The sequence below is a fragment of the Rothia nasimurium genome, from assembly GCF_928381415.1.
Classification (GTDB): domain Bacteria; phylum Actinomycetota; class Actinomycetes; order Actinomycetales; family Micrococcaceae; genus Rothia; species Rothia nasimurium_H.
This window is the reverse complement of record NZ_CAKMSF010000001.1, coordinates 51464-75353: the sequence shown is the minus strand read 5'-3', so window position 1 is coordinate 75353 and position 23890 is coordinate 51464. Positions and strand designations below refer to the sequence as shown.

The 23890-nt window shown below is 59.8% G+C and carries 25 protein-coding genes, 1 tRNA gene and 1 rRNA gene; 10 read left to right on the top strand and 17 right to left on the bottom strand.

From position 1 onward, the window contains the following. Positions 1–11 precede the first annotated feature (11 nt). On the bottom strand, positions 12–1337 hold the full coding sequence (locus L7A20_RS00410) for a hypothetical protein (protein WP_237221999.1): 1326 nt from the start codon (positions 1335–1337) through the stop codon (positions 12–14). A 204-nt stretch (positions 1338–1541) separates the two neighbouring features. Here L7A20_RS00410 and L7A20_RS00405 point away from each other — a divergent pair, with 204 nt between their 5' ends. From L7A20_RS00405 to L7A20_RS00395, 3 genes are all read left to right on the top strand, one after another. After that, entirely contained in the window at positions 1542–2627 is a 1086-nt protein-coding gene (locus L7A20_RS00405) for an LLM class flavin-dependent oxidoreductase (protein ID WP_237221998.1), read from the top strand. 12 nt (positions 2628–2639) lie between these two features. Continuing rightward, on the top strand, positions 2640–3419 hold the full coding sequence (locus tag L7A20_RS00400; RefSeq protein ID WP_237221997.1) for a CE1759 family FMN reductase: 780 nt from the start codon (positions 2640–2642) through the stop codon (positions 3417–3419). 266 nt (positions 3420–3685) lie between these two features. Beyond that, positions 3686–4195: a MarR family winged helix-turn-helix transcriptional regulator gene (locus L7A20_RS00395; protein WP_237221996.1), complete on the top strand. Its 510-nt coding sequence runs from the start codon at positions 3686–3688 to the stop codon at positions 4193–4195. Between the two features lie 84 nt (positions 4196–4279). Here L7A20_RS00395 and L7A20_RS00390 read toward each other — a convergent pair whose 3' ends face one another. From L7A20_RS00390 to L7A20_RS00370, 5 genes are all read right to left on the bottom strand, one after another. Next, complete coding sequence (locus L7A20_RS00390; protein WP_237198239.1) at positions 4280–4516, bottom strand: hypothetical protein; 237 nt, start codon at positions 4514–4516, stop codon at positions 4280–4282. Positions 4517–4535: 19 nt separating this feature from the next. Beyond that, positions 4536–4928 (bottom strand): hypothetical protein, encoded by a 393-nt coding sequence (locus L7A20_RS00385; RefSeq protein ID WP_237195998.1) that lies wholly within the window; start codon positions 4926–4928, stop codon positions 4536–4538. A 193-nt stretch (positions 4929–5121) separates the two neighbouring features. After that, positions 5122–6891, bottom strand: a complete 1770-nt coding sequence (locus tag L7A20_RS00380) for a cation:proton antiporter (protein WP_237221995.1) — start codon at positions 6889–6891, stop codon at positions 5122–5124. Between the two features lie 107 nt (positions 6892–6998). After that, positions 6999–8237 (bottom strand): biotin synthase BioB, encoded by a 1239-nt coding sequence (gene bioB, locus L7A20_RS00375; protein ID WP_237221994.1) that lies wholly within the window; start codon positions 8235–8237, stop codon positions 6999–7001. 146 nt (positions 8238–8383) lie between these two features. After that, positions 8384–9085: a hypothetical protein gene (locus L7A20_RS00370; RefSeq protein WP_237221993.1), complete on the bottom strand. Its 702-nt coding sequence runs from the start codon at positions 9083–9085 to the stop codon at positions 8384–8386. 81 nt (positions 9086–9166) lie between these two features. Between L7A20_RS00370 and L7A20_RS11950 the strand changes: the two genes are divergently transcribed. The 3 genes from L7A20_RS11950 (at position 9167) to L7A20_RS00355 (ending at position 11520) form a co-directional block, all read left to right on the top strand. Beyond that, positions 9167–9709, top strand: a complete 543-nt coding sequence (locus L7A20_RS11950) for a TetR/AcrR family transcriptional regulator (RefSeq protein ID WP_272879194.1) — start codon at positions 9167–9169, stop codon at positions 9707–9709. A gap of 44 nt (positions 9710–9753) precedes the next feature. Next, the gene (locus L7A20_RS00360; protein WP_237221992.1) at positions 9754–11127 is read left to right on the top strand and encodes a galactokinase; all 1374 of its coding nucleotides are present in this window, start codon (positions 9754–9756) and stop codon (positions 11125–11127) included. A 162-nt stretch (positions 11128–11289) separates the two neighbouring features. After that, positions 11290–11520, top strand: a complete 231-nt coding sequence (locus L7A20_RS00355) for a CsbD family protein (protein WP_237198233.1) — start codon at positions 11290–11292, stop codon at positions 11518–11520. Between the two features lie 269 nt (positions 11521–11789). On the opposite strand, the gene L7A20_RS00350 is transcribed toward L7A20_RS00355, so the two are convergent. Then, complete coding sequence (locus L7A20_RS00350; protein ID WP_001389365.1) at positions 11790–12554, bottom strand: IS6-like element IS6100 family transposase; 765 nt, start codon at positions 12552–12554, stop codon at positions 11790–11792. 48 nt (positions 12555–12602) lie between these two features. Here L7A20_RS00350 and L7A20_RS00345 point away from each other — a divergent pair, with 48 nt between their 5' ends. Together L7A20_RS00345 and L7A20_RS00340 are read left to right on the top strand one after the other, a co-directional pair. After that, the gene (locus L7A20_RS00345; protein ID WP_237187048.1) at positions 12603–12887 is read left to right on the top strand and encodes a glutaredoxin domain-containing protein; all 285 of its coding nucleotides are present in this window, start codon (positions 12603–12605) and stop codon (positions 12885–12887) included. Between the two features lie 53 nt (positions 12888–12940). Continuing rightward, entirely contained in the window at positions 12941–13555 is a 615-nt protein-coding gene (locus L7A20_RS00340) for a PepSY domain-containing protein (protein WP_237221991.1), read from the top strand. A gap of 245 nt (positions 13556–13800) precedes the next feature. On the opposite strand, the gene L7A20_RS00335 is transcribed toward L7A20_RS00340, so the two are convergent. The 3 genes from L7A20_RS00335 to L7A20_RS00325 form a co-directional block, all read right to left on the bottom strand. Continuing rightward, positions 13801–14571, bottom strand: coding sequence for a rhomboid family intramembrane serine protease (locus L7A20_RS00335; protein ID WP_237221990.1), 771 nt, complete (start codon positions 14569–14571; stop codon positions 13801–13803). 109 nt (positions 14572–14680) lie between these two features. Then, entirely contained in the window at positions 14681–15205 is a 525-nt protein-coding gene (locus tag L7A20_RS00330) for a peptidylprolyl isomerase (RefSeq protein ID WP_237197756.1), read from the bottom strand. 89 nt (positions 15206–15294) lie between these two features. After that, positions 15295–16485, bottom strand: coding sequence for an ATP-binding protein (locus L7A20_RS00325; RefSeq protein ID WP_237221989.1), 1191 nt, complete (start codon positions 16483–16485; stop codon positions 15295–15297). Between the two features lie 187 nt (positions 16486–16672). Here L7A20_RS00325 and L7A20_RS00320 point away from each other — a divergent pair, with 187 nt between their 5' ends. Both L7A20_RS00320 and L7A20_RS00315 read left to right on the top strand, forming a co-directional pair. After that, positions 16673–17281, top strand: coding sequence for a class I SAM-dependent methyltransferase (locus L7A20_RS00320; RefSeq protein WP_237221988.1), 609 nt, complete (start codon positions 16673–16675; stop codon positions 17279–17281). A gap of 245 nt (positions 17282–17526) precedes the next feature. Beyond that, positions 17527–18159: a hypothetical protein gene (locus L7A20_RS00315; protein WP_237221987.1), complete on the top strand. Its 633-nt coding sequence runs from the start codon at positions 17527–17529 to the stop codon at positions 18157–18159. A 104-nt stretch (positions 18160–18263) separates the two neighbouring features. Here L7A20_RS00315 and L7A20_RS00310 read toward each other — a convergent pair whose 3' ends face one another. The 7 genes from L7A20_RS00310 to L7A20_RS00280 form a co-directional block, all read right to left on the bottom strand. After that, entirely contained in the window at positions 18264–19349 is a 1086-nt protein-coding gene (locus L7A20_RS00310; RefSeq protein WP_237221986.1) for a hypothetical protein, read from the bottom strand. An 80-nt stretch (positions 19350–19429) separates the two neighbouring features. Further along, positions 19430–20896 (bottom strand): sodium/glutamate symporter, encoded by a 1467-nt coding sequence (locus L7A20_RS00305; protein WP_237221985.1) that lies wholly within the window; start codon positions 20894–20896, stop codon positions 19430–19432. Positions 20897–21177: 281 nt separating this feature from the next. After that, positions 21178–21294, bottom strand: a 5S ribosomal RNA gene (gene rrf, locus L7A20_RS00300). Between the two features lie 3 nt (positions 21295–21297). Further along, positions 21298–21370 (bottom strand) — tRNA-Ala (locus L7A20_RS00295). A gap of 123 nt (positions 21371–21493) precedes the next feature. Next, positions 21494–22228: an AAA family ATPase gene (locus L7A20_RS00290; protein WP_237221984.1), complete on the bottom strand. Its 735-nt coding sequence runs from the start codon at positions 22226–22228 to the stop codon at positions 21494–21496. A gap of 131 nt (positions 22229–22359) precedes the next feature. Continuing rightward, on the bottom strand, positions 22360–22647 hold the full coding sequence (locus L7A20_RS00285) for a hypothetical protein (RefSeq protein ID WP_237221983.1): 288 nt from the start codon (positions 22645–22647) through the stop codon (positions 22360–22362). After that, positions 22648–23841 (bottom strand): inorganic phosphate transporter, encoded by a 1194-nt coding sequence (locus L7A20_RS00280; protein ID WP_237221982.1) that lies wholly within the window; start codon positions 23839–23841, stop codon positions 22648–22650. Between the last annotated feature and the right edge of the window lie 49 nt (positions 23842–23890).

Below are 23890 nucleotides of genomic sequence, written 5' to 3'. Positions count from 1 at the left end.
TGAGGGCTGCTTTAGATTTCGGTGGCAGTTTGACCGTCGCGGGCGTAGAGGGAAAGGCCGTCTAGAGGCAGGGATCCAGCACGGTAGCGGACGGCGTCCGCCCCGGATCCTGTTGCGCGGACGGCGGTGGCAGCAAACGCCTTGACCGAGCCGGCTGATTCAATGGCAGGTACATTATCGCCACTGGTGGAGATTTCGCCGCCAACCTCGATGGAGTCGAGCTCGCCCCCGTCCTTGATGGATAGGGCAATAGCCTGCAGGGTGACCTGCACACCCCGTACCAGGCTCAGTCCCTCACCTCCGACGGTGGTGAGGTCGCGCTTAACGGTCAGCGACGGAAGCGGCTTGGAGACCTGAATACCGATGGAGCCGTCACCGGTAGTGGCAATGGAGTCAAAGATAGCCTTCTTAAGGTAGCCGTCGTAGAGGTTGAAACCGCGAGCGCCCTTGCCAGTGGTGAGAATGGGCTGGCGGATGTCGAGGGTGTCGATACCGCCGAAGTTGACGAAGCCAATGCCAGAGGGTCCATGAGAGGTGACGCGGCCTTCAGAGATCCATTCGGTGGCCTTACCCCAGTTATCGAGCACCATATCGTTTTGCCCGTAGGTGGTGGTGGAGCCCAGGTTGATGACCTTGTCGGCGATACCGCCGTAGATGAGGAATACGCCGCCCGAGATGAGGTCAGGGGTACCCGGAGCAATACCACCGTCGGTGTAGATGTCGCCGGTAGTGAGCTTCGAGATAGTGAGGGTGCCACCTGCCGGTGTGCCATCTTCAGTGCCCTGACCGCCAACGAATACGCCGGAGCCGCGGACGGGGGTGTCTTCGGTTCCAGCAGAGATATTCAGTAGTTCTGCGGTGATGACTACGGAATCATCTTTCTGCAGGTTCCAGGCGGTGAAGCCACCTTGCAGGGCATCAACTCCGTAGCCGTGGGGGCGCAGGGTACGTCCGCGCACATCAGCGGCTAGTACATGAACACCGTCAGCTTCAAAGCGGCCTGCTCGGTTAGCACCAGCGGCGGTGAGGAAGACCTGCCCCACGGTGCGGACATCTTCGAGGCGCAGGGTGCCGAAGTCTTCAACATCGTCGGAGTTGAAGATAGCGAGTTCCTGAACTGAGGTTGAGATTTTGAGGTGGGAGACGGTGTTGTTGGCGGTGAGCTGTAGGCCCTTGGCGCCGAAGACCAGTTCGGCGTCGTCAGTGGTGCCGCGCAGGGTAACCCCTTCGGGGAGTTTGAGGGAGGGCATGCCTGTGATGCGGCCGGAGATTTCAAGGACGCTTGTGCCAGCTGAGAGGGCATCGGTAAGTTGCTGGGCGGTTGAGATGGTTGCCATGTCGAAAACCTTTCAGATAATTCATTAATGTATCTCTTACACCCTTCACACTACTCTCTTTTGCATTCAGCGCAAGTCAAAACGACTTAAACAGAAGATCTCCCCACTCCAACACGTGTACCAACATAAATACTTTACAAGGAAAGTTTTTAAGGGTAGATTAAAAACATCAAAACAACAACACCACCTCGAAAGGTCACCACCATGCAGTTCGGTATCTTCTCCGTCGGCGACGTCACCATGGACCCCACCACCGGCAAGACCCCCAGCGAATACGAGCGCCAAAAGGCCATCGTTGAAATTGCCAAGAAGGCAGACGAAGTGGGCCTCGACGTCTTTGCCGTCGGCCAGCACCACAACCCGCCCTTCATCGCGTCCTCACCGACCACCACCCTGGCCTACATCGCAGCCCAGACCAAGAACATCCTGCTGTCGACCTCCACCACCCTGATTACCACCACCGACCCCGTGCGCATCGCCGAAGACTACGGCACCCTGCAGCACCTGACCGACGGCCGCATGGACCTCATGCTGGGCCGCGGCAACACCGGCCCCGTCTACCCCTGGTTCGGCAAAGACATCCGCCAGGGAGTCAACCTGGCCATCGAAAACTACGCCCTGCTGCGTAAGCTCTGGAGCGAACAGGTGGTCAACTGGCAGGGCAACTTCCGCACCCCGCTCAACTCCTTCACCGCAACCCCGCAGCCCCTGGACGGCACCGCCCCCTTCGTCTGGCACGGCTCGATTCGCACCCCCGAGATCGCCGAGCAGGCAGCCTACTACGGTGACGGCTTCTTCCACAACAACATCTTCTGGAACAAGGAGCACACCCAGCAGATGATCAACCTCTACCGCGAGCGCTACGAACACTACGGCCACGGCAGCGCCGAGCAGGCCATTGTGGGCCTGGGCGGGCAGGTCTTCATGAGCAAAAACTCCCAGGACGCTGTCACCAAGTTCCGCCCCTACTTCGACAATGCTCCCGTCTATGGAGGCGGGCCCTCCCTAGAAGATTTTGCCGACCAGACCCCGCTGACTGTGGGCTCCCCCCAGCAGGTCATTGAGAAGACCCTCTCCTTCCGCGACTACGCTGGTGACTACCAGCGTCAGCTCTTCCTGGTAGACCACGCAGGCCTGCCCCTCAAGGAGGTTCTGAACCAGATCGACATGCTGGGTGAGCAGGTTGTGCCCGTCCTGCGCGAAGAGTTCGCCAAGCTGCGTCCCGCCGGCGTGCCCGAGGCCCCCGTCCACCCCCGCTACGCAGCCCACCTGGCTGAGCAGGGCAAGTAGAGAGGAAGAATCGTGAACACCCCGTCAATTGTTATTGTCACAGCGGGTTTGGGCGAGCCATCCACCACCGCCCTGCTGGGTGAGAACCTGAGCGAGGCAACCGGGCAAGCCCTGAGCCAAGCCGGAGTTGAGGCAAACTTCACTCACATCTCCCTGCGCTCTTTAGCCAAGGACATCACTAACCACTACCTCACCGGCTTCCCCCTGGGGGCACTGGCTACCGCCCTGGATCAGGTGCGCGATGCTGATGCGATTATCGCAGTCACCCCGGTCTTCAAGGCCAGCTACTCGGGGCTTTTCAAGAGCTTCTGGGACCTCGTCGAGGACGGCTCCCTGGCGGGTAAGCCCGTGCTGATTGCCGCCACCGGCGGCACCGCCCGCCACTCCCTCATGCTGGAGACGGCCATGCGTCCGCTCTTTAGCTACCTCAAAGCAACCGTAGCCCCCTCGGGCGTCTTTGCCGCAACCGACGACTTCGGCACCGACGCAAACCTGGCTCCGCGCGTCGCCAAGGCAGCTACCGAGTTTGCCCAGCTGGTGCTCTGGACGCTCGGGTCGGCAGCTCCTGCCGGGCAGGTAGCCCAGCAGGCGTCCCAGCAGACCCGCGAAAGCGGGGCAGACGAGGCCAAGCAGCAGGCAGTTCAGGACGCCAACGCCGGCTCCTTCTTCGGGATTCTTGAGGAAGAGCGGGGCGGGAAGGCGCCTGCGCCAGCCTACAAGGCACCGGGCTTAGAGGCTTTAACCGTGACCCCTTTCGAGGAATTACTTAAAAGGAATATGCCGGGATCCTAGGCCTCGTCATAAGCACACCGCATAGGCGGGAGGGTATATGCCCTCCCGCCTGTTCTTTAAGATGTCTAAATCATCACCCTCTTTGCCGCGCAATCAAAAGGGAGTCCTAGCTGGTGAAGGCCCACAGACCCGTTAACCCGTCTTAATATTTCCCACATATATTCCATACAGGTGACACTGCGCGTTAGGCTGGCACCAGATAGAGATTTTCTGAGAAAGTCTCCTGAACCACACCTGCCCACCCGGTAGAGAGGAGAGGAGGTTCTATGGGAACAGCCCCCACACCGGCTCGCTTCACCCAAGAACAGGAAAATCTATGGAAGATTTACACCAACACTTTAGAGACCCTCAACCTGCACCTCGATAGGTGCCTCAAAGAAGAGGTGAAAATCAAACTGGCAGACTACAGGATTCTGGCAGCAATCATAGATTCACCACAGACAGATTCCACCGATGCACACCCCGTGGTGCGTATGCGCGACCTTGCCCGCGCTACCAATGTCTCGGCATCACGCCTGACCTATCAGGTTGACGTATTAGAGAAAAACGGCTGGGTTACTAAGGTCTCTATTCCCAGCGATAAACGGGGTAAGGGAGTGCTCATCACCCAGCAGGGGCGGCAGGTCTTCAGAGAAGCCACCCCGGTCTACACCCGCGAAGTCCAGCGCACGGTCTTTGAGGGGCTAGACCCCGACGTAGCTCGGGCTCTAGCCCACTTTTCCCGCGGTGTACTTGGTAAGGTTGCCTACCCCGAGCGGCAGCGGGTAAGAGCCTAGAAGATACACAGAGGGGCGGACGCTTGTAAGCGTCCGCCCCTCATCTTGTTTCTGCCGCTAGGCAGAGAAAAAAATTTTTAGATTTTACTGCTGGTTGCCCGAGCCTGGCTTCTGGCCCTTCGGAATGACCCCGACCCGCTGTGCCTTATACAGCTGTTCACGGTTAGCCAGTACCACCAGGGCCAGGGCGTTGAGGGCCAGGCCAATAATGAAGATGATCCAGCCAATGACCATCAGGGCTGTGCCGCTGAGGATTGCACCAACAATTAGGGCAGCAACCGACACCAGATAGGCGGGGGAAAGAAGAAAACGGGTATCCATGGGGGCCTCTTCTGTGGTTCTAGCGGACGTGCGGGCGCGGGGTGCGGGAGCGGAAGATACGATCATCGCTAGCGACATCACCGGCACTAGCAGTGGGCGTTGCGGCAGCTACCAGGGGCTGGGACTCGGTAATGGCCTCGGGCTCATAGAGGTAGGTGTCGACGGACGCCTCTTCTTCCTCATACTCTACCTGGGCATCTGTGTCCGCACCGGTAATCATAGCGGGCAGGGGCCCACCCTTGAGGCGCTGCACCATCACCAGGGTGGCAAAGATGTTCAGGCCCAGACCCGCCAGCAGTACGACCCAGCCCAGCACCGAAACCCAGGTGGAACTCGCACCCACCATTAAAGCGCCTGCAAAAAGGGCTGCCAGGGAGGTGAAGTATGCCGGGGAGAGGTCTTTGGTGTCCATTGATCCTGATTCTGTAAGAAAAATTTATATTCTTTATTGAGAATATACTGCCGAGTGTTGCGCCCTTCTTTTTGCCCTCCATCACCAGGGCATTAAGCCAGAGGCCCTATAGGCCTACAGCGGAATAAGCACTTACCCATAGTAGGTGATGATTCTGCAAATTTCTTGAGTATCACCTAGCCGGTGCCCGGAATCACTCCCGCTCACGGGCGTCCGCACCCTCAACGACAGGCAGCTGACGGGTCGCCACCCGCAGGGCCTCATCATCTAGCTCCTTTTGGGCCGAGATAATGCGCATCTCAGTGGTCTTAAAGAGCTGCTCTGCCTTCTCGCGATCCAACTTGTGCTCGCCGTTGATGAAGGACTTAGGCAGTGACATGGTGAGTGCCCCGGAGCCCTGGTCCATGGCGTCCTGGGCCTGCACCTGCACGTCAATCTGGTAGAGCACGTTACTCACTACTTCATAGTCGTACTTGTTGCGCACATTGAGCACCGCAGCCTGGGCGGCCAGCACCGATTTCTGCCGCACCAGGTTCATGAACTCGCGCTGACGCTGGCGTTCAGCCCAGCGCTCCTGGAAGTCACCGGTCTTCTGACCCTCCTCGATACGGTCCATCATGCTGGTGACCACGTGCTTGAGCTGCTCGAAGGACTGCAAATCCCCGCTCTCAGCAACGGTTTGATACATAGATTTCCACATAGCCCTCTGGGCGATCTGCAAGAGCTCCTGTTCCTCGTGGTCGTCCTTTTCAGCCGTGGCGCTCACACCCAGCGCACGCACCAGCCAGGGCAGGGTCAGACCGGGGAAGACCATGGTGAAGAAGAGGACGGTCAGCACGATAAAGACAGCCTCGGTGCGCAGGCCGTCGGCCATCTCGGGTAGGCTCAGCGCCAGGGCGAGGGTGACCAGACCGCGCATACCGGCCCAAGTCATCACCAGCACCTCAGCAAAAGAGCGCGGGGTGGTGCGGCGGGAGCCCCGCCAGCGGCCCCACAGCCACATGCCGGTCAGCCAGGCCAGGCGGGTGCCAATCGCCACCGCGGAAATCAGCACGCCGTGCCACACCATGGTCAGCACATTGCGGTCTGCACTGTAGAGCAGTTCGCCCGCCTGCAGGCCGATGAGACCAAAGGCTAGGCCGGTCGCCAGCATTTCAAGCACGTTCCAGAAGGCGGTGTTAGCCAGGCGCTCTTCGGCGGTGAGATCGGCACTGTAGCTGGCCATCTGAATTGCCGCAATCACCACGGCTACCACACCCGAGGCATGCAGCTCCTCGGCGATAATGTAAACACCGAAGGGAATGACCAGGGTTATCGCACTTCGGGCCACGGTGTCGGAAAGGTTGCGGCGCAGCAGGCTACCGCCCCAGCCCAGGGCTAGCCCCAGAGCCACAGCAACGAGAGCGCTATAGGCGAAGCTGCCGAGGGCAGAGAGGGGCTGGGGGTCGGTACCAGCGGTCAGGGCAGCGAGGGCGATTTGAAAGAGCACCAGAGATACGGCGTCGTTGAAGATACCCTCGGTCTGCAGATTGGAGATGACGCGGCGGGGAATGCCTACCGGCTCAGCCACAGCTTCTACCGCCACGGGGTCTGGCGGGGCGACGGCCGCACCGATAGCCAGTGCCAGGGCGATGCTGATGCCGGGCACAATCATCCAGGTAGCCCACCCCACCACCAGGGCAGAGACAGCGGTCAGGGCAATGGAGTAAATCAGGACGCTGCGCCAGCTTCTGCGCAGCATACCCCACGAGACGCGCTGGCCAATAGCCCACAGCAGGGGCGGCAGGAAGATGGGCAGAATAATCTCGGGCTCAATGTGCAGGCTGGGCATCTGCGGAATCACAATGACCACGGCAGTTACCAGCGTCAGCAGCACGGGCCAGGGCAGGTTTAACCTGTCTCCCACGCTCACCAGCACCACCGTTGCCAGCAGCAGCACCACAATCACAATGAGGACTTCCACGCCCACTCCTTCGTCACCGACCTGATGTACCAGCCTTTAACTCTAGTACCTCAATCTAGGGGGACCCTGTGCCTCATATGTGGTTTTGAGATGCCCTTTCCTCGGGGCTAGAAATTGGGGGCGACGTCCGTCCCTACTCCGCGGCGGCGGATCTCGGGTACCAGGACCTCGGGAGCCCGCTGCCCACCAGCGGGGCGGACGCCGGCGTCCGCCTCCCCCGCGGATGGGTGGGTCCCGCAGGCCCCGGAGCTGCACCCACCGCAGCCACCGGACGCCCCGCAGGGCGCGGGCGCAACAGCAGTTTCCTGGGCGAGGTCTACGCCGTGGGCGCGCAGGTAGTCTTCGTGTTCGGCGACCAGGTCGCGGTCTTCGGCGCCGAGCACCACGAACCCGCCGTCCCGAATCATTTTCAGGTCGTCGAGGGCTGACTGGCCGGTTGAGGTGAGATAGTCGCCCAGGAAGAGGGAGTTGACCACGTGCAGGGCTAGGGGTTGCAGGGTGCGCAGGTGCATCTCGCGTCCGCCCGCCATGCGGAGCTCCTTATCAGGGGCTACCAGGCGCACGGTAGCGAGAATACGCAGGCAGCGCATGGGGGTAAGCTCCCAGGTGCCAGCCAGCGGAGTGCCCTCAAAGGGCATGAGGAAGTTGACGGGGATGGAGTCGCCGCCCAGGTCACGCAGGGCAAAAATCGCATCGACCAGCTGCTCATCGGTTTCCTTCATGCCCACGATCAAGCCGGAGCAGGCCGAGAGCCCGGCGCTCTGGGCCTTGTCGACGGTGGCGAGGCGGTCGGCGTAGGTGTGGGTGGTGCAGATATCGGCGTAGTGGTCTTCGCTGGTGTTGAGGTTGTGGTTGTAGGCGTCCACCCCGGCCTGCTTGAGGCGGTCGGCCTGGCCTTCCTTGAGAATGCCCAGGCAGGCGCAGACTTCCACCTGGGGGTGTTCTTCTTTGAGGTCTTCGACCATGGTGGCAACGCGCTCGACGTCGCGATCGGTAGGCCCTTTACCCGAAGCGACCATGCAGACACGGGAGGCTCCACCCGCGATGCCGTAGCCGGCCTGCTTGACGGCTTCGTCGGTTTTGATCCAGGAGTATTTGAGCACTTCAGCTTCGGAACCAAGGCGCTGGGAGCAGTAGGTGCAGTCTTCGGGGCAGAGGCCAGATTTGAGGTTGACCAGGTAGTTTACTTTGACGGCGTTTCCGAAGTAGTGGCGGCGCAGGCGGGAGGCAGCGTCGACGAGGGCGAAGGTTTCGGCGTCGCTGGCGGTCAGGGCGGCAAGCGCTTCATCGCGGTTTGCGGGCTGACCGGCCAGGGCGCGGTCGGCGATGGCAGAGAAGTCAATCATGGAACCAGTCAACACCGATTTTGAACAGTGTTCAAATTATTACTTTTCTCTACATAGCCCCCACCAACCAAGGGGACCGCAAAACTTAAAAGGGACCTCGTGTTTTGCGGTCCCTTTCAAGTTTTGCGGTCCCCTTGCGGAAAGCGCTAGGCGCCACAGCCTCCGGAGCCGCAGGCACAGTTGCCGCCGCAGCCGCCGCCGGACGCCGCGCCCTCCAGCGCGACCTGGGCGTAGGCGTCCGCGTCCTCTACCCCGGCAGCACGCAGGTGCTCTACATACTCAGCTACCAGGTCGCGGTCGCCCGCATCGGCAATGGTGAGGCCAGCACCCACGATGAGCTTGAGGTCCTCGAAAATCAGGCGGGGCTGGGCGGGGTCTACGGTCAGCACCAGCGAATCCAGGGCACCGACCGCCAAAGGTTGCAGGGAGCGCAGGGTCATTTCGCGACTCTCCCCCAGGTGCAGACTCTTGGCCGGTGCGGCCAGACGGGCAGCAGCTAGCACGCGCAGGGCCTCCATGGGGGCGAGCGCCGGGTTGCCCACATAGTCCACGTCAATGCGCTCAATAGCAGGGTCAGCCGCCAGGTCTGCCAGGTTGGCAGCCAGGGCGTCGGCATCGAGCGGGGCTGCAACCTCTACGAGGGAGGACGCCACCTGCCGCGCGGGTGCCCCCAGCAGGTTGGTGGCGGTAATGGTTGAACCGAAGTGGGTGGCGCGTAGTTCTGCAGCCAGGTCCATGAGAGCGAAGGTGGCGGCAGGGCTGGCGGTCAGTACGTCGTAAAGGTCGGCAGGTGAGGCAGTTTCGCCTGCGCGCAGGCGGGCGGCAAGATCTGAAAAGTTGAGGGTCATGGGTTCAAATCTACTCCTCTTCGAGGGAACAGCGCCCACTGCCAGCTGTTGTCGGGAGCGAAAGTAGGTCACAATGAGGGGGTGGCTTTATCCCGTGAGAAGATTCTTGACACCGCTTTTGATGTGCTGCGCCAGTTTGGCTTAGCCGACCTTTCGATGCGTCGGCTGGCTACCGAGCTGGGCGTGGCCCCCGGTGCGCTCTACTATCACGTCAAGAATAAGCAGGAGCTTCTAGCCTCACTGGCCTCCCGCATGCTGGCAACGGTAGAAAGGCCCAGCACTCCAGCAAGCCCCGATACCCTGCTCATCACCGGGGAAAACACCTACCGTCAACTTATTCCGGTTAAGGAATGTTCCGAAGTCATCCGCCTAGCCCTGGCCCTTCACCCCGCAACGCTAACCCCCGATAGGCTAACCCTGCTCGACACCCTTGAAACTGACTTTGAAGCCGCCACCGGCACCCCGCAACCAGCCCAGGCCGCCGAAATTTTCATGCACACCTGCCTGAGCCTCATCGAGCAGGAGCAGACCCGGGCCCTACTCACCGGCGGCACCCCGCCCACTGAACCACCGGCGTCCTACACCTCCGCCCTCACCGCCATCATCAAGGGCTTCACCGCCTAACCAACCCCACTCAGCCAAGCCCCGTAGAACGAAAAGATAAGACCGTGACCCTCCGTGTTGAGCCCGCCTGGGCTACCCTGCCAGACCACCGCGCCGAAGTTGAGGCAGCCCGCGCTGCTTTTGTTGAAAAGTACGGGGTGGAGCCCGACGGGGTGTGGTCAGCGCCCGGGCGTCTCAATCTGCTGGGTGAGTACATCGACTTCCTTGGCGGCTCCTGCATGCCCATGCCCCTGCCCTACCGCACCTATGTGGCGGGTAGGTTGCGCACCGACGGGGTGCTGCGGGCGGCGTCCTTGCAGATGCCGGGGGACGACCGAACGGTCGTGATTCGCGAAATCACCCCGGGTACCTTTAAGGGCTGGTTCACCTATGTAGCGGGCGTAGCCTGGGCCATGAACCGGGAGGGTGGCAAAGATATCGCCCTGCCCCATAATTTTGGGGCTGACCTGCTGATTACCTCCCAGGTGCCGGTGGGCGGGGGCCTGTCGTCCTCTGCCGCCCTGGAGTGCTCCACAGCACTGGCCCTGCTGGATCTTTCCTGCCCCCTACGCCAGGGGTGCGACTGCACTGAGGCTCTACCCTCTGACCTCTCCCCCACCAACGACGCCCTGCGTGCCCGCCTGGCCCAGGTCTGCATTCGCGCCGAGAACGAGGTGGCGGGGGCCCGCACCGGCGGCCTTGACCAGACCGCTTCGCTACGTTCGGCACAGGGCAAGGCCCTGGTGGTGGACTTCCGCGATTTCTCCATCAACCCGCTGACCGTTGATGTGGCGAGCGCCGACCTAGGCTGGCTGGTCATCAACACCAACACTCCCCACGAGCTGGCGGGGGGCGAGTTTGCTGCCCGACGCGAGGCGAACGAGGCGGTCACCGAAGCGATGGGGCTGGACTATCTGCGCAATGCCCTGCCTGAGGATCTTACCTGTGCCGGTATGAGTGAGCGCGAGGCTAAACAGTGCCGCCTGGATCTAGTGGACCAGACCGTCAACCGCGCCTTAAGCGCCCTGGAGGAAAGCGGTCAGCCTCGCACCTTTCCGCGTGGCTGGGTGCGCCATACCCTGCACGATATGACCCTGGTGGAGCGGGCTGCCTATCTTCTGGGCCGTAAGGACGCCGGTGGGCAGGTTGACTGGGATGAGCTGGGCAGGCTCTTTACCGAGAGCTTCGTGTCGATGCGCGATGAGCTGCGTGTTTCCCGCCCCGAAATTGATGTGGCGGTTGATACCTGCCTGGCAGCTGGCGCTTTGGGAGCCCGTATCGTGGGTGGCGGTTTTGGTGGGGCTGTGATGGCCCTGCTGCCGCTGCACCTGGTGGAGTCGGCGGCCGAGCAGGTGGCCCTGGCCTATGCCCAGCACGGTTATGCCGATCCCGAGTTCCTGCCGATGGTAGCGGGCTTCCCAGCAGATCGGGATATCTAGACTTATCTTTCCCTTCTGGCTAGTTCAGGGCTCGTCATCAGAATTTTCTCAGCTTACTGGGTTCCCTTTTCTAGGGCTAGTGCGTAAACTTATCAATAAGGGAAGCCTACGAACTATCCCTGTATTCCAGGCTCGCACAAGCGAGAGATGAAAGGAGCCACCATGGCTGCAGAAGACAAGATTGAAAACGGCCTCGACAACCTGGCTGGCAAGGCCAAGGAAGCCGGCGGCAAGCTGACCGGCGACGACCGCCTCGAATCTGAGGGCAAGGCCGACCAGGTTCAGGCCCAGGCTAAGGACAAGGTCGATGAAGCCAAGCAGACCATCTCAGACGGTGTCGATAAGGCTAAGGACGCCATCAGCGGCATCAAGGATTCCCTGAAGAAGGACTAGTCTCACCCCATTGAGGCACTACATCGCCGGGTTCTCACGATAATCGTGGGGCCCGGCGATACTTGTATCTAGGCCCGGGCGTGAGTGTTCCGCCCAAGTAGCCGCAGCGGGAATATCTGCCCTCGTAGTGCGTTATATCGGGCACTAGGCCATATTTTTCACAAAAGGAGCATTGCATGCCGAGCACATCTTCCACCCACGCTGCCGCCGAAACCGGCTCTGTTGCAAAGATTGGCGGCAGTCAGAGGTAGGCTGTCGCTCTGCGCCGATCAGGCGGCTGCTGCGAAATGGTGGTTGAGCATGCCCATGGCCTCCGTCAGCGCCGAGGGCCCAATGCCAAAAGCTCTCTCCACAAGGCGCACCTCGCCCCTGATGCCGGGCTGCAGGCACCAGGGGCGAGCCTGTCCTTTGCGCAGGGCTCGCATGACTTCGAATCCCTTGATCGTGGCATAGGCCGTGGGGATCGATTTGAAACCGCGCACCGGCTTGATCAGTATCTTGAGCTTTCCGTGATCGGCCTCGATCACGTTATTGAGATACTTCACCTGCCGGTGGGCCGTCTCCCGGTCCAGCTTTCCTTCGCGCTTCAATTCGGTGATCGCTGCACCATAGCTCGGCGCTTTGTCGGTATTGAGCGTGGCAGGCTTTTCCCAGTGCTTCAGGCCTCGCAGGGCCTTGCCCAGGAACCGCTTCGCTGCCTTGGCGCTGCGGGTCGGCGACAGGTAGAAATCGATCGTGTCGCCCCGCTTGTCGACTGCCCGGTACAGGTAGGTCCACTTGCCCCGCACCTTGACGTAGGTTTCATCCAGGCGCCAGCTCGGATCAAAGCCACGCCGCCAGAACCAGCGCAGCCGCTTCTCCATCTCCGGGGCGTAGCACTGGACCCAGCGATAGATCGTCGTATGGTCGACCGAAATGCCGCGTTCCGCCAGCATTTCCTCAAGGTCGCGATAGCTGATCGGATAGCGACAATACCAGCGCACCGCCCACAGGATCACATCACCCTGGAAATGGCGCCACTTGAAATCCGTCATCGTTCCGTCCGTCCAATCTCCGCCAAGCATGCTCAAGCTTCACGATTTTTGCAACAGAGCCCCGAAACCTTTGTCGCCGAGGGTGGCGTCGCAATCTATTGGCGCCCGGGGTGCCCTTTCTGCCAGCGCCTGGACGCCGGCCTGGGCGAGATGGGTGAGCGAGCCCTCTGGGTGAATATCTGGGAGGACGCGGACGCCGAGGCCTACGTTAAGAGCGTCAATGACGGTAATGCCGTGGTGCCGACCGTCCGCACCGCTGAGCAGTCTTTTGTTGCCTCAGCTGCAAGCGCCCCGCAGACCGTAGCTGAGCTGATTGAAGCTTCAGGCAAGTAGCGGTTTAAGCCTCGTTTAATCCTGGTTTCATGTTGGCTTGAAAGAATGAGCGCATGATGTTTTCTATGAAAAAGACTGTTTTCACTTCTTCAGCGGCAGTAGCGGCGCTGGTACTTGCAGCGTGTGGTTCAGGGAGCGCCGAGACCAGCGCCCCTCAAACCTCTGCAGCAACCACCAGTGCAGCTGCTACCAGCGCATCTGCCACAAGCAGCCAGGCAACTACATCTGCCAGCCCCTCCCCTACCCTTGAGGGCCCTGCCGAAACGGGAGCCCTGCTTACTGCGCTTGAGCAGGGTTTGGCTGCCCGCCCCGGTGGCATCGTGGTGCAGGTGGATGAAGAGGATGAAACCCAAGATAGTTTCGACCTTGCCATAGTGGTTGACGGAATCAAGCATGAGTTCACCCTCTTTGCAGATGGGTCTGTTGCTGATGAGAAAACCAGCGAGGATGCCGAGGATGTAGCGCGTGCTGCTACTGCCCAGGTTCTGGCGGCGGACGCCGTCCGCACCGCCGCTGAGGGTCGCGGCGGGCAGGTTGCCACCGACCTTGATCTTGATGACCAGAACGGTGCCCTGGTGTGGGAGGTTGATTTTGAGGACGCCCGCGGCAACGACCTGGGGTCGGTCAAGGTTGATGCCCTCACGGGTGACGTAGTACCTGCCGAGTAATTTTTTGGAATTACAGGTTTTCTACACCCTGCGGATAGGAGTTATCCACAGGTGGGGATAAAACTGGGGAAATCTCTTACACCGGTGTAATTACAGGCGGCAGTTAAAGCTTTTTGGTGCTGTGCACAGGTTTTTAACATCTGTGGAATTACACCCCTGTAGTTATTAACAGCTGTGGATAAGTCCTGTGGACAAAGAGTGAGGGCCCACCGTAATGGTGGACCCTCACTCTTTTTGTGCTGTTTTTACGGCCTACGCGGGCGACTCGGCAGCCGGTCAAGAACAGCAGCGACCAGGGCACCGGTCACCAAGCCACCGAGGTGAGCCTCCCAAGAGATACCCGGCATGAGGAAGCCGAAAGCGAAGTTGATCGCCACCAGGATCACGATACTACTGGTGCTCTGCTGGCGGGCCCGAGAGAGGGCGAAGAAGGCTCCAAAGAGGCCAAAGACGCCGCCAGATGCCCCCAGGGTGCTCACGTCCATACCGCCCAGCACCGAGGCCAGCAGGTGCACAGCCGCTGACCCACCAATGATTGAGAGCAGGTAGGTTGCGAGGAACTTCCCCTTCCCCATCAAGGGTTCTAGGGCCTGGCCGAAGAGGTAGAGGGTAAACATATTGAGCAGCAGGTGGCTGATGTTATCGGGAGAATGCAAGAAGCCCGAGGTCAGCAGACGGTACCACTGCCCCGTGTATTCCACGTAGAGGGGGTTATAGATACCGAAAGTGGTGATGCTAGCGAAGAAGAACTGCAAAATCCACACCACACTATTTATACCGATAAGAGCATATGTAATAGTGGGGCGGGCCTTAGCGTAACGGATACGCGGTGCCGAGCGTTGCGCTTCTGCCAGGCAGTCCACGCACATCATGCCCACCTCAAGCGGCACCTGGCACTGCCCGCAGGCTAGCCGCCCGCAGCGTCCGCACCGCACATAGGTCACCTGATCAGGGTGGCGGGGGCATACCGGAGTCTCATCACTGGAATAGCCGTACCTACCGACCTGCTCGCTCACGGGCTCGTCCTTTCACCTGCGGCGTCAGCCGCTCACGAAAATTTTTTCTAGGGGTAGCGCAAAGGCCCACCCAGGGCGGGCGGGCCTTTACCTCAGCAGCTTCTAGAGCTTAGAGCTGCTCAATGTCGATGGATGAGATAACGACATCCTCGACGGGGCGGTCCATAGCGCCGGTTGCTACACCTTCAATGGCGTCAACGACCTTCTTGGAGTCCTCATCTACAACCTCACCGAAGATGGTGTGGCGGCCGTTGAGCCAGGGGGTCTCAACGGTGGTGATGAAGAACTGGGAGCCGTTGGTGCCGGGGCCTGCGTTGGCCATAGCCAGCAGGTAGGGCTTGTTGAAGCTCAGTTCGGGGTGGATTTCGTCCTTGAACTGGTAGCCGGGGCCGCCGATACCCTGACCGAGGGGGTCGCCGCCCTGGATCATGAAGTCGCGGATGATGCGGTGGAAGATGACGTCCTTGTAGAGGGGGCCTTCCTGTACTTCACCGGTGCGGGGGTGGCGCCATTCCTGGGTGCCGTCGGACAGGCCGATGAAGTTCTTGACGGTCAGCGGTGCGTGGTTACCGAAGAGGTTAACGACGATGTCACCGTGGTTGGTGTGAATAGTTGCTTTTGCAGTTGCAGTCATGCCCCTATTCTCGCACGGGCAGGTGGGCAGCCGCTAGATATGACCTGAGCTTTTGCGGTGAGTGAAAGGGGCGGACGCCGGCGGGCGGCCTATACCTGCCCCGCCTGTCTCAGCACGAAGTCCTGCATTCCCGGCACTGTAAAGGCCAGCTGGCCTACACCCGGCGAGTACACCAGCCCTTTTTCGATGAGGGATTTACGCACCACGCTGGTTCCGTTAGCTGTCTTATCCAGGGTCTCTGCGATTTCTCCGGTGCGGGCGACCTGACCTTTCATCACGCGGGCCATAGCAACCAGGTAGTCCTGTTCTGCACCGGTAGTCCGCTGCCAGCGGGTGAGGTAAAAACCGCTATCTAGTTCGCTTCGCCCTACGGCAAGGCCAGCAAGCACATCGTCGTCGGTGATGGTCTGTTGGGCGGCAGAGTTCCAGATAGCCTGCCCGTACTGCTGAATGAAGTAGGGGTAGCCCTGCGAGGCTACGGTTGCTTTTTCGAGGGCGCTTGCTACGATGTGACCGCCGGGCCTGCGGATAGGTTCGATGAAAGCCCGCCGGGTCGCATCCGGGGTAAGAGCACCTATTTCGCGGTAGCTGAAGAGGCGTTCAGCGTAGGTTTTGATTTCCCCTAGACGGGTGGGCATTGAGGGTAGACCAGTCCCGATGATGTAAAAAGGTAGTTCCCGTTGTCCCGCCTCATGCTGGGTTGTCAGGAGCATATCGAGCAGTTCGCTGTCGAGGTCTTGGATTTCGTCAATGAAAAAACCGATAGCTTTAGGCTGGGGAAGTTCTTTGAGGGCTTCTGCCAGGTTCAAGATTGCTTCGGGGAAGTCTATGTCGAGGACGCCGGTGGTGAAGGCAGGTTCGTCAGTCTTAGGTTTGAGCACTAGGCGGGCTTGGGCAAAGCCCAGCGTCAGTGATAGTTCGGCAATAGAGGCGATTGCTCGCTGTATTGCATTTCCAGTGTGCCCTTGGGTGACTACCCTGGTCTGCTGGGCAAGATCTCGTGCGAGTTTGATACGAAGCTGTTTTTGGGCAGAGGAAGTAAGGCTCCCTTCGAGTCTGAGGGTGAGCCAGCCGGAGCGTTCTGCATGGGTTTCTAGTCTGCGAAGCAGGACGGTTTTACCGACTCCGCGTAAACCGTAGAGCATAAGCCCTCTATCGGTCAGGCGCATTTTACTGCGGGCTACGAGCCTGTCGAAGTCGATGATTTCTTGGTCTCGACCTGTGAGTTCAGGCGGTGTGAGCCCTGCTCCGGGGGTGAAGGGATTGAGGTCTTGATTCATCGTTCGCTGCTTTCTAAATCTTTCTAAGGCGTTCTAAAAAATATTTTAGAACGCCTTAGAAAGATTTAGAACAGGGTAGCCCTACAGCCATAGCCTTCTAGCTAGGTCGGCCGCGAAACAGCGCTTATCCCACATTCAGCTCACGTAATATCTTGTATGCCATATTTCCGCTGGCTACTATCAAAACATGCTTTCCTCCGACGAAAACCATTGGACTAAGTACAATCAGGCGCAAGCAGGCCGTCCTGTCCGCCCTCTCCTTATACAGGCGCTGAGCTACTGCCATTCACCAGGCAAGGGTAGGGCTCTAGACCTGGGCGCTGGCGCTGGAGTAGAAACTGCCAAACTTCTCTCTCACGGATTTGAGGTTCATTCTGTAGAGCCTGACGCGCACAGTGAGAACCTCATTCAGAGCACCATCATGCAGGCAGACCCCGACTATCTAAAACGCTGGTCGCATTCTGTAGCAACTGCCCAAGATTTTGTCTTTGATAAGCACAGCTTTGATCTCATTTACTCCGGTTTCGCACTTCCCTTTTGCCCACCAGAGCATTTTCCTGCTGCGTGGTCACGCATACTCAATGCTGTAGCTCCCGGCGGTATCCTCGCAGTCGACCTTCTTGGTCCGCGTGATTCGTGGGCCGAACAACCGCTTATCTCCACGGTAGAGCGTAGCTGGGTTGAGGACTCATTAGAAGATTTCACCGTGTTGCATTTCGATGAAAAAGCCCACCATGGAAAAACTTTCACTGGTGAGAAGTTTTGGCATATCTTTACTCTTATCGCACAACGTTAGCCCTAAAGACGAAGCCCGCTCGGGAATTCACGTCGCATTCGAGCGGGTGCGCACCAGCGTCCGCCAACCCTTCAGGAGCCCTTAACTTTAGCGGGCAGAGAAACACGAGGGTTTTTGTGCCGTCTCAAAGCACTTTTACGGTTTTAGAAAGTAAGCTGATACTAAATGTAAGTTGCTTGCCACCGCACTCTACTCAAACTCACGAGTTAGATTAGGGGGCAGCCCCACACATGGAGGAAACAACCATGGCACTGTGCAAGAAGAGCAAGGCTAAGAAAGCTCAGAAGCAGGCAGAGAAGTTCTTCTCAAAGGCCGCTAAGAACACCGGCAAGAAGGCTGACAAGCTGACCGCCCTGGCCGAGAAGAAGGCTGCTCGCGCCGAGAAGCTGACCGGCAAGAAGGTTTCAGCGCTGCAGAAGGCTGCTGAGAAGCAGGGTAAGAGCATCTCCAAGGCAACCCAGTCTGTTGCTAAGGACAGCTCCAAGAAGCTGGAGAAGGTCCAGTCCACCCTGGCCGACAAGATTCAGCACACCATCGACGACGTCACCCCCGCCGTTGAAAACGCTGTAGCAACCGCCCGCGTTAAGGCTGCTGACGTTGTCACCACCGTTGCAGATAAGCTCTCCGACGCTGAGGTCCCCACCCAGGTTGAGACTGTTGCTGCTAAGGTCACCGGCGACAAGAAGGCCCTGAAGAAGGCTCAGAAGGCTGCTGTTAAGGCCGCTAAGGGTTACGCCAAGGAGCAGAAGAAGGCTTCTAAGAGCGGCAACAAGGGCCTGCTGGTCTTTGGTCTGCTGGTTGCTGGCGCTGTCGCTGGCGCAGCCGCTTTCAAGGCTTCTCGCCCCGTTGAGGACCCCTGGAAGACCCCCGCTGCCTAGTCCTCACAAACCACCAGCCCGCGTCCTTAGCTCGCTCACCGCGAGCGCGGACGCCCGGCCCCGGCTCCCGCTCAGGGAGGCCGGGGCCTTTGCTGTAGGGGGGCTTATTCTGAGGTTTCTGATGCGTAGACGTCCCACCGGCCCTCGAAGTAGTAGGCCGAGGTGGTGGCATCCATCAGGTCAAGGTCAAAAGCGCCACCGATTGCTGTGCCCTGTACACCCTCGACCATGGCCTGGCGGGCGGCATCCGTATCGCCTGCGTAGCTATCAAAGCGAGCGGTCACGAAGTAGTTGGTAGAGTCCCGGTATTTGTTGATGCTCACGACCTCTAGCCCCTCGGTGTGCGCCGCGAATGCCTGGGCAATCGGGGCGGCAGAACTCGACCAGGCCTGCACCTCGCTCAGCGGCCCAAAGGCGAAAACCTGCACCGTATCAGTATCAAGCTTTATCTCGTCCATGTACGAGACGCTTTCCATATCTACCCCGTCCAGGGGCTCCCAGCTGGCCATATCTGCAAGGAGAGCCTGCTGGTCTGAGCCCTTATCCCCGTAGAGGTAGTATGTGACCTCAACCCAGGGCGCCTCGGTTTCGTATTCGTCAGCCCCGCGTGCGGAAACGCGCACCGACCCCATGCGCTCGTCGGACGCCCGCGTGAGGATTTCCTGCCAGGTCTCGGCTGAGAGGGTGATGGGGATTTCCTCGTGGCTGTCGATGCTGATGGAGCCACCGCTCGGCAGGTGAATATAGGTGGAGTGGGTGGATTCCCGCTGGAAGATTCCGCTGGTACCGCCGAGCTGCGGCACCGCTTGGGCTAGGTGCTCGGCGAGCGCCCCCGACTCTATGCTGCCGGTATCGGCAACGCTGAGCCAGGTAGCGTCTGAGTTTGATGAGCCGTCATCGGCCAGCAGCGACGAATCCCAAATGCTCCCACCTCCCAGCGTCATGTGGCTGTGGGATCCCGCGAAATAAGCCACGAGCGCCAGAACCAGCACCGTAGGAACAGCCAGCACACCCAGCAGAATCAGAATATTACGCCGGGTGTAGGACTTATTCTCAACGTCAGGGGCGGCGGCAGCAGGCGTCTGGGGAGGCACACTGGCGGGCGCGGCTTCGGCCGGCACAGGCGGAGCTGGCACGGTTTGCCCGGGCGGGGTCTGAACGGACGCAGTTTCCCCAGGTGGGGTGCTCAAAGGCTGTTCTGGGTATGGGTGGGTCATGGTGTTTTCAGCCTAGCAGAGCCCCTCCCGCGCCCGGGGCACCCGGTCCGCGCCTAAGCGTCCTTAGCCTTAACCTGCTGCATCTGCTGGGTGTGGCGCTCGCGATCCTTCATCTCCTTGGGGCGCAGGAAAATCAGGCCCACCGCAATAGAGATAATGAAGATAGCGAGCATGACGAAGAAGAGGGGCCAGATGCCGGTCAGGTAAATGACGGGTACCGCCAGGGCCGTCACCAGACCACCGCCGAAGAAGGGCTCAAAAACCAGCTGTTTGTAGCCAAATGCCTCAAAGGCGGGAGACTCGCCCTTGGGATCCACCACGCGCATCAGAATCAGACCGGTGGCGGTCACCCCCATAGACTGGCCGAAATCGCCGATGCCGCGCTCGAACCAGTAGCGGCCGATCAGTCGTGGAGCCAGCCAGAGGAACATGGCCACGTTGAAGCCGATACCGGCTACCGCCAGAATGGCGAAGACGGCGATGTTCTCACCCACAGCCTGCAGGGAGAGGTTAGCGATAGCGGCAACGATGAGGAAGTCCAAGGCCCAGCCCTGAATACGCAGCATCATCTGGTGGTCAATGATAGAGTCAGCGCCAACCGCCTTAGCAACCATCTGCACGATAACGCCGCCGAGCAGGGCCATGGGGAAGAGCGGCACATAGGCAAAAATTTCAAGCGGGGTATTCTCATCCAGCATGACGGAGGCGTAGGTCTGCTGCTCAATCCAACGCAGGGCCTCCAAGATCAGCCAGCCAATCAGCACGGCCAGAGCCATAATCGCCATATGTAGGGAGAGCGGTTCAACGGACGCCGGGCGGGAAGTCATCGTGCCAGCCGAGTAGTGCTCGTCCTCGCGGAAGAGACCCTTCTGCTCGGCAATCGACATCTTGGCATCGCCCTTGAGAATTTCGGTCTTGCCGGTGCGCACACCCCAGTTGATGAGGGCGATACCGATGACGATGCCTCCCACAATACCGACGGTTGCCAGACCGACAGCCAGGTCGGCGCCTTCACCGAAGCCGAGATCTTCCATCACTCCGCGCATACCGGCAGCGGTACCGTGCCCGCCTTCAAAGGCGATTTCGATCAGGGCACCGGTCATGGGGGATGCTGCGAACATCGGCACGAGCACCAGGGACGCAAGCAGCAGACCCACCACGTACTGGCCAGAGCCCAGCGCTACGCCCAGGGAGAGCTGGGGCCCGGCCAGTTGCACTGCTCGCTTGGGGGTGGGGAGTTCTTGGCCCAGGAACATGGTGGCAAAAATGACGCTAATCAGCAGCCCGGGGAGGGCGCCCCAGGTGGTGAGCATAGCGTCGGTGAAGAGGCCGTTTTCACCCCAGGGGCCGGAGAAGCGGCCAAGAACCTGCGGGCCGAGCAGGAGTAGCAGGACGCCCGCCACGATGGAGCTGGGCAAAAAGAGGGTTTGTACCCAGCCCACTTTGACTCGAATAATCTTGCCGATGAGAAGGGCTACGCCGAGGATAAGGAGGGCGAAGCCAACTGCTTGTGGTGACATGGTTTTGCCTTTGTTCTCGCTGGTGCGTCCTTGCACCTGCAATCACAGAGATTGCAATACTACTTACTTTTGAAGTGTTTAGTTTACCTACACAGGGTTGCCTCTGGCTATTTATGACAGAGACGGGCGGACGCGAGCGGTGGGCGGACGCGAGCGTGCGCCATATCGCTGAGCGTGCACCCGCCCTGCGCACGCTCAGCGATATCATGCACGCTCGCCAAAAGAACTGCGCATACAAAAAGGAACCCCAGTCTTTCGACTGGGGTTCCTTACCAAATTTAATTCGGCGATGACCTACTCTCCCACACCGTCGCCAGTGCAGTACCATCGGCGCTAAGAGCCTTAACTTCCGGGTTCGGGATGGGACCGGGTGTTTCCCTCTTGCTATAATCACCGAAGAGTGGAGGCGAGGGGACTCGAACCCCTAACCCCCTGCTTGCAAAGCAGGTGCGCTACCAATTGCGCCACGCCCCCGTGGTGTTATGCTTCTACCTTACTACAGGTTTTTTGCACGCGCAAACCAATTCTACCAAATGCACGGTTAGATCCGCCACAGATTTTAGATAAAAACCTGAAAAACAGACCCTCCACCCCGGTTTATCCAAGGTGGTGCAGGTACATGTCGGGGTCATCGAGCATATTGCGCCAGTGGGTGGTCATATCGAGCTCAGCCCAGGCCAGTTTCTGGATCCCCCACTCCCCTATTTCCCACACCAGTTCATTGCGGCGTGCAGCGAGCGCAGCAAGGAGCGGGCTGTGGGTGCAGAGCACTACTTGCCCGCCTCGCTCAAGAAAGGCAAGGACGCGGGCGCACAGTTCAAGCTGCCCCGAGAAAGATAGGCCTGATTCGGGTTCGTCAAGGATCCAGAGGCCGTAATCATCGAAGGATTCTTTAAGTAAACGCTGGGTACCCTCCCCATGGGAGAGGCGCAGAATATCGACTGCCTGTGTTGAGCCGAAGCTGGCCATGTGTTCCAGATGAGCCAGCATTCCCTCAGCTCGCAGGAAGAGCCCTGCCCGGCGTCCGGCGACCCCGCGTATAACCTGTAGGTCAGCGCCGAAGGCGGAGGCTTGCTCATAGGTAGGCCGGGCAACCCGGTTATCCCCGCCCCCGAGAGGCAGGCCGTAGGCTTCTGCGATGGATTCCACGAGGGAGGATTTACCGGCCCCGTTTTCTCCCACAATGATGGTGAGTTGCCCAAAGGTGAGCCCTGCGAGCGCCGCCCGGGTGACCGCAAGATTATAGGGCCAGGTATGGGCGCGGACGCCGGTGAGCGGCTCGAAATCGCTACGGGCGGTGATACTGCGTAAGGGAAGGTCGTTGAGCACCATACTTCGCACCCTACCTGCGCCTCCCCTCACAAAACAAGACACCAGCCCACCGGCGTCCGCCCCTTAAAACCGGCGGGGGCTGGTGGTTACAAACCACCAGCCCCCGCCGTCTATATACAGAACCCTTTTATTTAGCCTACAGCTCCCAGGAAGTTGAAGCCGGTGTAGGCGTAGATGAAGTCCTTGGCAATCCAGAGAATACCGCTCACAACAGCCAAAGCCAGTACCGCAAACAGCACGTAGGCGGCAGCGCGGGCCGCAGGGGCAGGCTCAGTGTAGACAGTACCCTCGGGGGTCTCTACAGCGGTGCCGCTCATCAGGCGTACACCCAGGGCGTAGAGAATCGGCAGGCCAGCACCAAAGCCCAGACCGGCCAGGAAGACGGGATAAATCTTGTGGAAGATATCAACAATCAACATTTAGGAACCAGCCTTCACGGTGGGAATCGACTCGGTGTGCACCTCGCGGGCGGTGACAGCCTCACCCGAGTGCATATCGATGTGGCTGACGGCGCTCTTGCGGGAGTGAGCCCACATCCAGAAGCAGAAGCCAACCAGAATGAGGAAGACGGTTGCCTCGCCCATCCAGGCGCTACCGGTCATGGAGTTGATGCCGTTACCCACGAACCAGGTCAGCGCACCGACGGAGCCAGCGGCGGGCAGGGTGATAATCCAGGCGATGACCATACGGCGGGCGGTTGACCAGCTCACCTTGGCGCGACGGCCGACACCGGAGCCGATGATGGATCCGGTGGCCACGTGAGTGGTAGACAGGGCCATGCCAAAGTGGGAGGAGGTCAGGATGATAGCTGCCGATGAGCCGTCCGCAGCAAAGCCCTGAGGGCCTTCAATATCGACAATGCCCTTACCCATAGTCTTGATGATGCGCCAGCCACCCAGGTAGGTACCCAGGGCGATAGCCAGGGCGCAGACTAGGCGTACCCAGAAGGGAATATCCGCTTCGGGGTTGATTTCGTTGGCGGCCACCAGGGCTAGGAAGATAACACCCATGGTCTTCTGGGCGTCGTTGGTGCCGTGAGCCAGAGACATCAGGAAAGCGGCAGAGATCTGACCGAAGCGGAAGTTCTTCTTCTTTTGGTCGCCGGGCACGCTCTTGGTCAGCGCGTAGATGATGGCAGCGCCGATGCCGGCAACAACGCCAGCGATGAGCGGGGCCATCAGGGCGGGGACGATAATCTTCATCAGCACGCCGTTCCAGAGCACGCCGCTTGCACCCAGCGATGCCAGGGTTGCGCCAATCAGGCCACCGAAGAGGGCGTGAGAGGAGCTGGAGGGCAGGCCCAGCAGCCAGGTGAAGACGTTCCAGAGGATTGCGCCCACCAGGCCGGTAAAGACGATCAGCATGAGGCTGGGGCCGCCGCCGGCAGTTTCAAGGTCGATGAGGCCGGAGCCGACGGTCTTAGCTACCTCAATGGAGAGGAAGGCGCCGATGAGGTTAAGGACGGCTGAGAGAGCGACAGCCGCCTTGGGCTTGAGGGCGCCGGTGGCGATAGATGAGGCCATGGCGTTGGCTGTGTCGTGGAAGCCGTTGGTGAAGTCGAAGGCTAGTGCGGTGAGCACTACGATCACCAGAATGATGAGTTCTGTAGTCACGGTTTCTATTCTTATGCTTCTCTGCTTATTTCAGGGCCATAACAGACTA

Bases quoted from the DNA above. Each gene is read 5' to 3' on its own strand.
- L7A20_RS00410 (WP_237221999.1), bottom strand. From the start codon at position 1,337: ATGGCAACCATCTCAACCGCCCAGCAACTTACCGATGCCCTCTCAGCT.
- L7A20_RS00405 (WP_237221998.1), top strand. From the start codon at position 1,542: ATGCAGTTCGGTATCTTCTCCGTCGGCGACGTCACCATGGACCCCACC.
- L7A20_RS00395 (WP_237221996.1), top strand. From the start codon at position 3,686: ATGGGAACAGCCCCCACACCGGCTCGCTTCACCCAAGAACAGGAAAAT.
- L7A20_RS00390 (WP_237198239.1), bottom strand. From the start codon at position 4,516: ATGGATACCCGTTTTCTTCTTTCCCCCGCCTATCTGGTGTCGGTTGCT.
- L7A20_RS00385 (WP_237195998.1), bottom strand. From the start codon at position 4,928: ATGGACACCAAAGACCTCTCCCCGGCATACTTCACCTCCCTGGCAGCC.
- bioB (WP_237221994.1), bottom strand. From the start codon at position 8,237: ATGATTGACTTCTCTGCCATCGCCGACCGCGCCCTGGCCGGTCAGCCC.
- L7A20_RS00370 (WP_237221993.1), bottom strand. From the start codon at position 9,085: ATGACCCTCAACTTTTCAGATCTTGCCGCCCGCCTGCGCGCAGGCGAA.
- L7A20_RS00355 (WP_237198233.1), top strand. From the start codon at position 11,290: ATGGCTGCAGAAGACAAGATTGAAAACGGCCTCGACAACCTGGCTGGC.
- L7A20_RS00350 (WP_001389365.1), bottom strand. From the start codon at position 12,554: ATGACGGATTTCAAGTGGCGCCATTTCCAGGGTGATGTGATCCTGTGG.
- L7A20_RS00340 (WP_237221991.1), top strand. From the start codon at position 12,941: ATGATGTTTTCTATGAAAAAGACTGTTTTCACTTCTTCAGCGGCAGTA.
- L7A20_RS00330 (WP_237197756.1), bottom strand. From the start codon at position 15,205: ATGACTGCAACTGCAAAAGCAACTATTCACACCAACCACGGTGACATC.
- L7A20_RS00325 (WP_237221989.1), bottom strand. From the start codon at position 16,485: ATGAATCAAGACCTCAATCCCTTCACCCCCGGAGCAGGGCTCACACCG.
- L7A20_RS00320 (WP_237221988.1), top strand. From the start codon at position 16,673: ATGCTTTCCTCCGACGAAAACCATTGGACTAAGTACAATCAGGCGCAA.
- L7A20_RS00315 (WP_237221987.1), top strand. From the start codon at position 17,527: ATGGCACTGTGCAAGAAGAGCAAGGCTAAGAAAGCTCAGAAGCAGGCA.
- L7A20_RS00305 (WP_237221985.1), bottom strand. From the start codon at position 20,896: ATGTCACCACAAGCAGTTGGCTTCGCCCTCCTTATCCTCGGCGTAGCC.
- L7A20_RS00290 (WP_237221984.1), bottom strand. From the start codon at position 22,228: ATGGTGCTCAACGACCTTCCCTTACGCAGTATCACCGCCCGTAGCGAT.
- L7A20_RS00285 (WP_237221983.1), bottom strand. From the start codon at position 22,647: ATGTTGATTGTTGATATCTTCCACAAGATTTATCCCGTCTTCCTGGCC.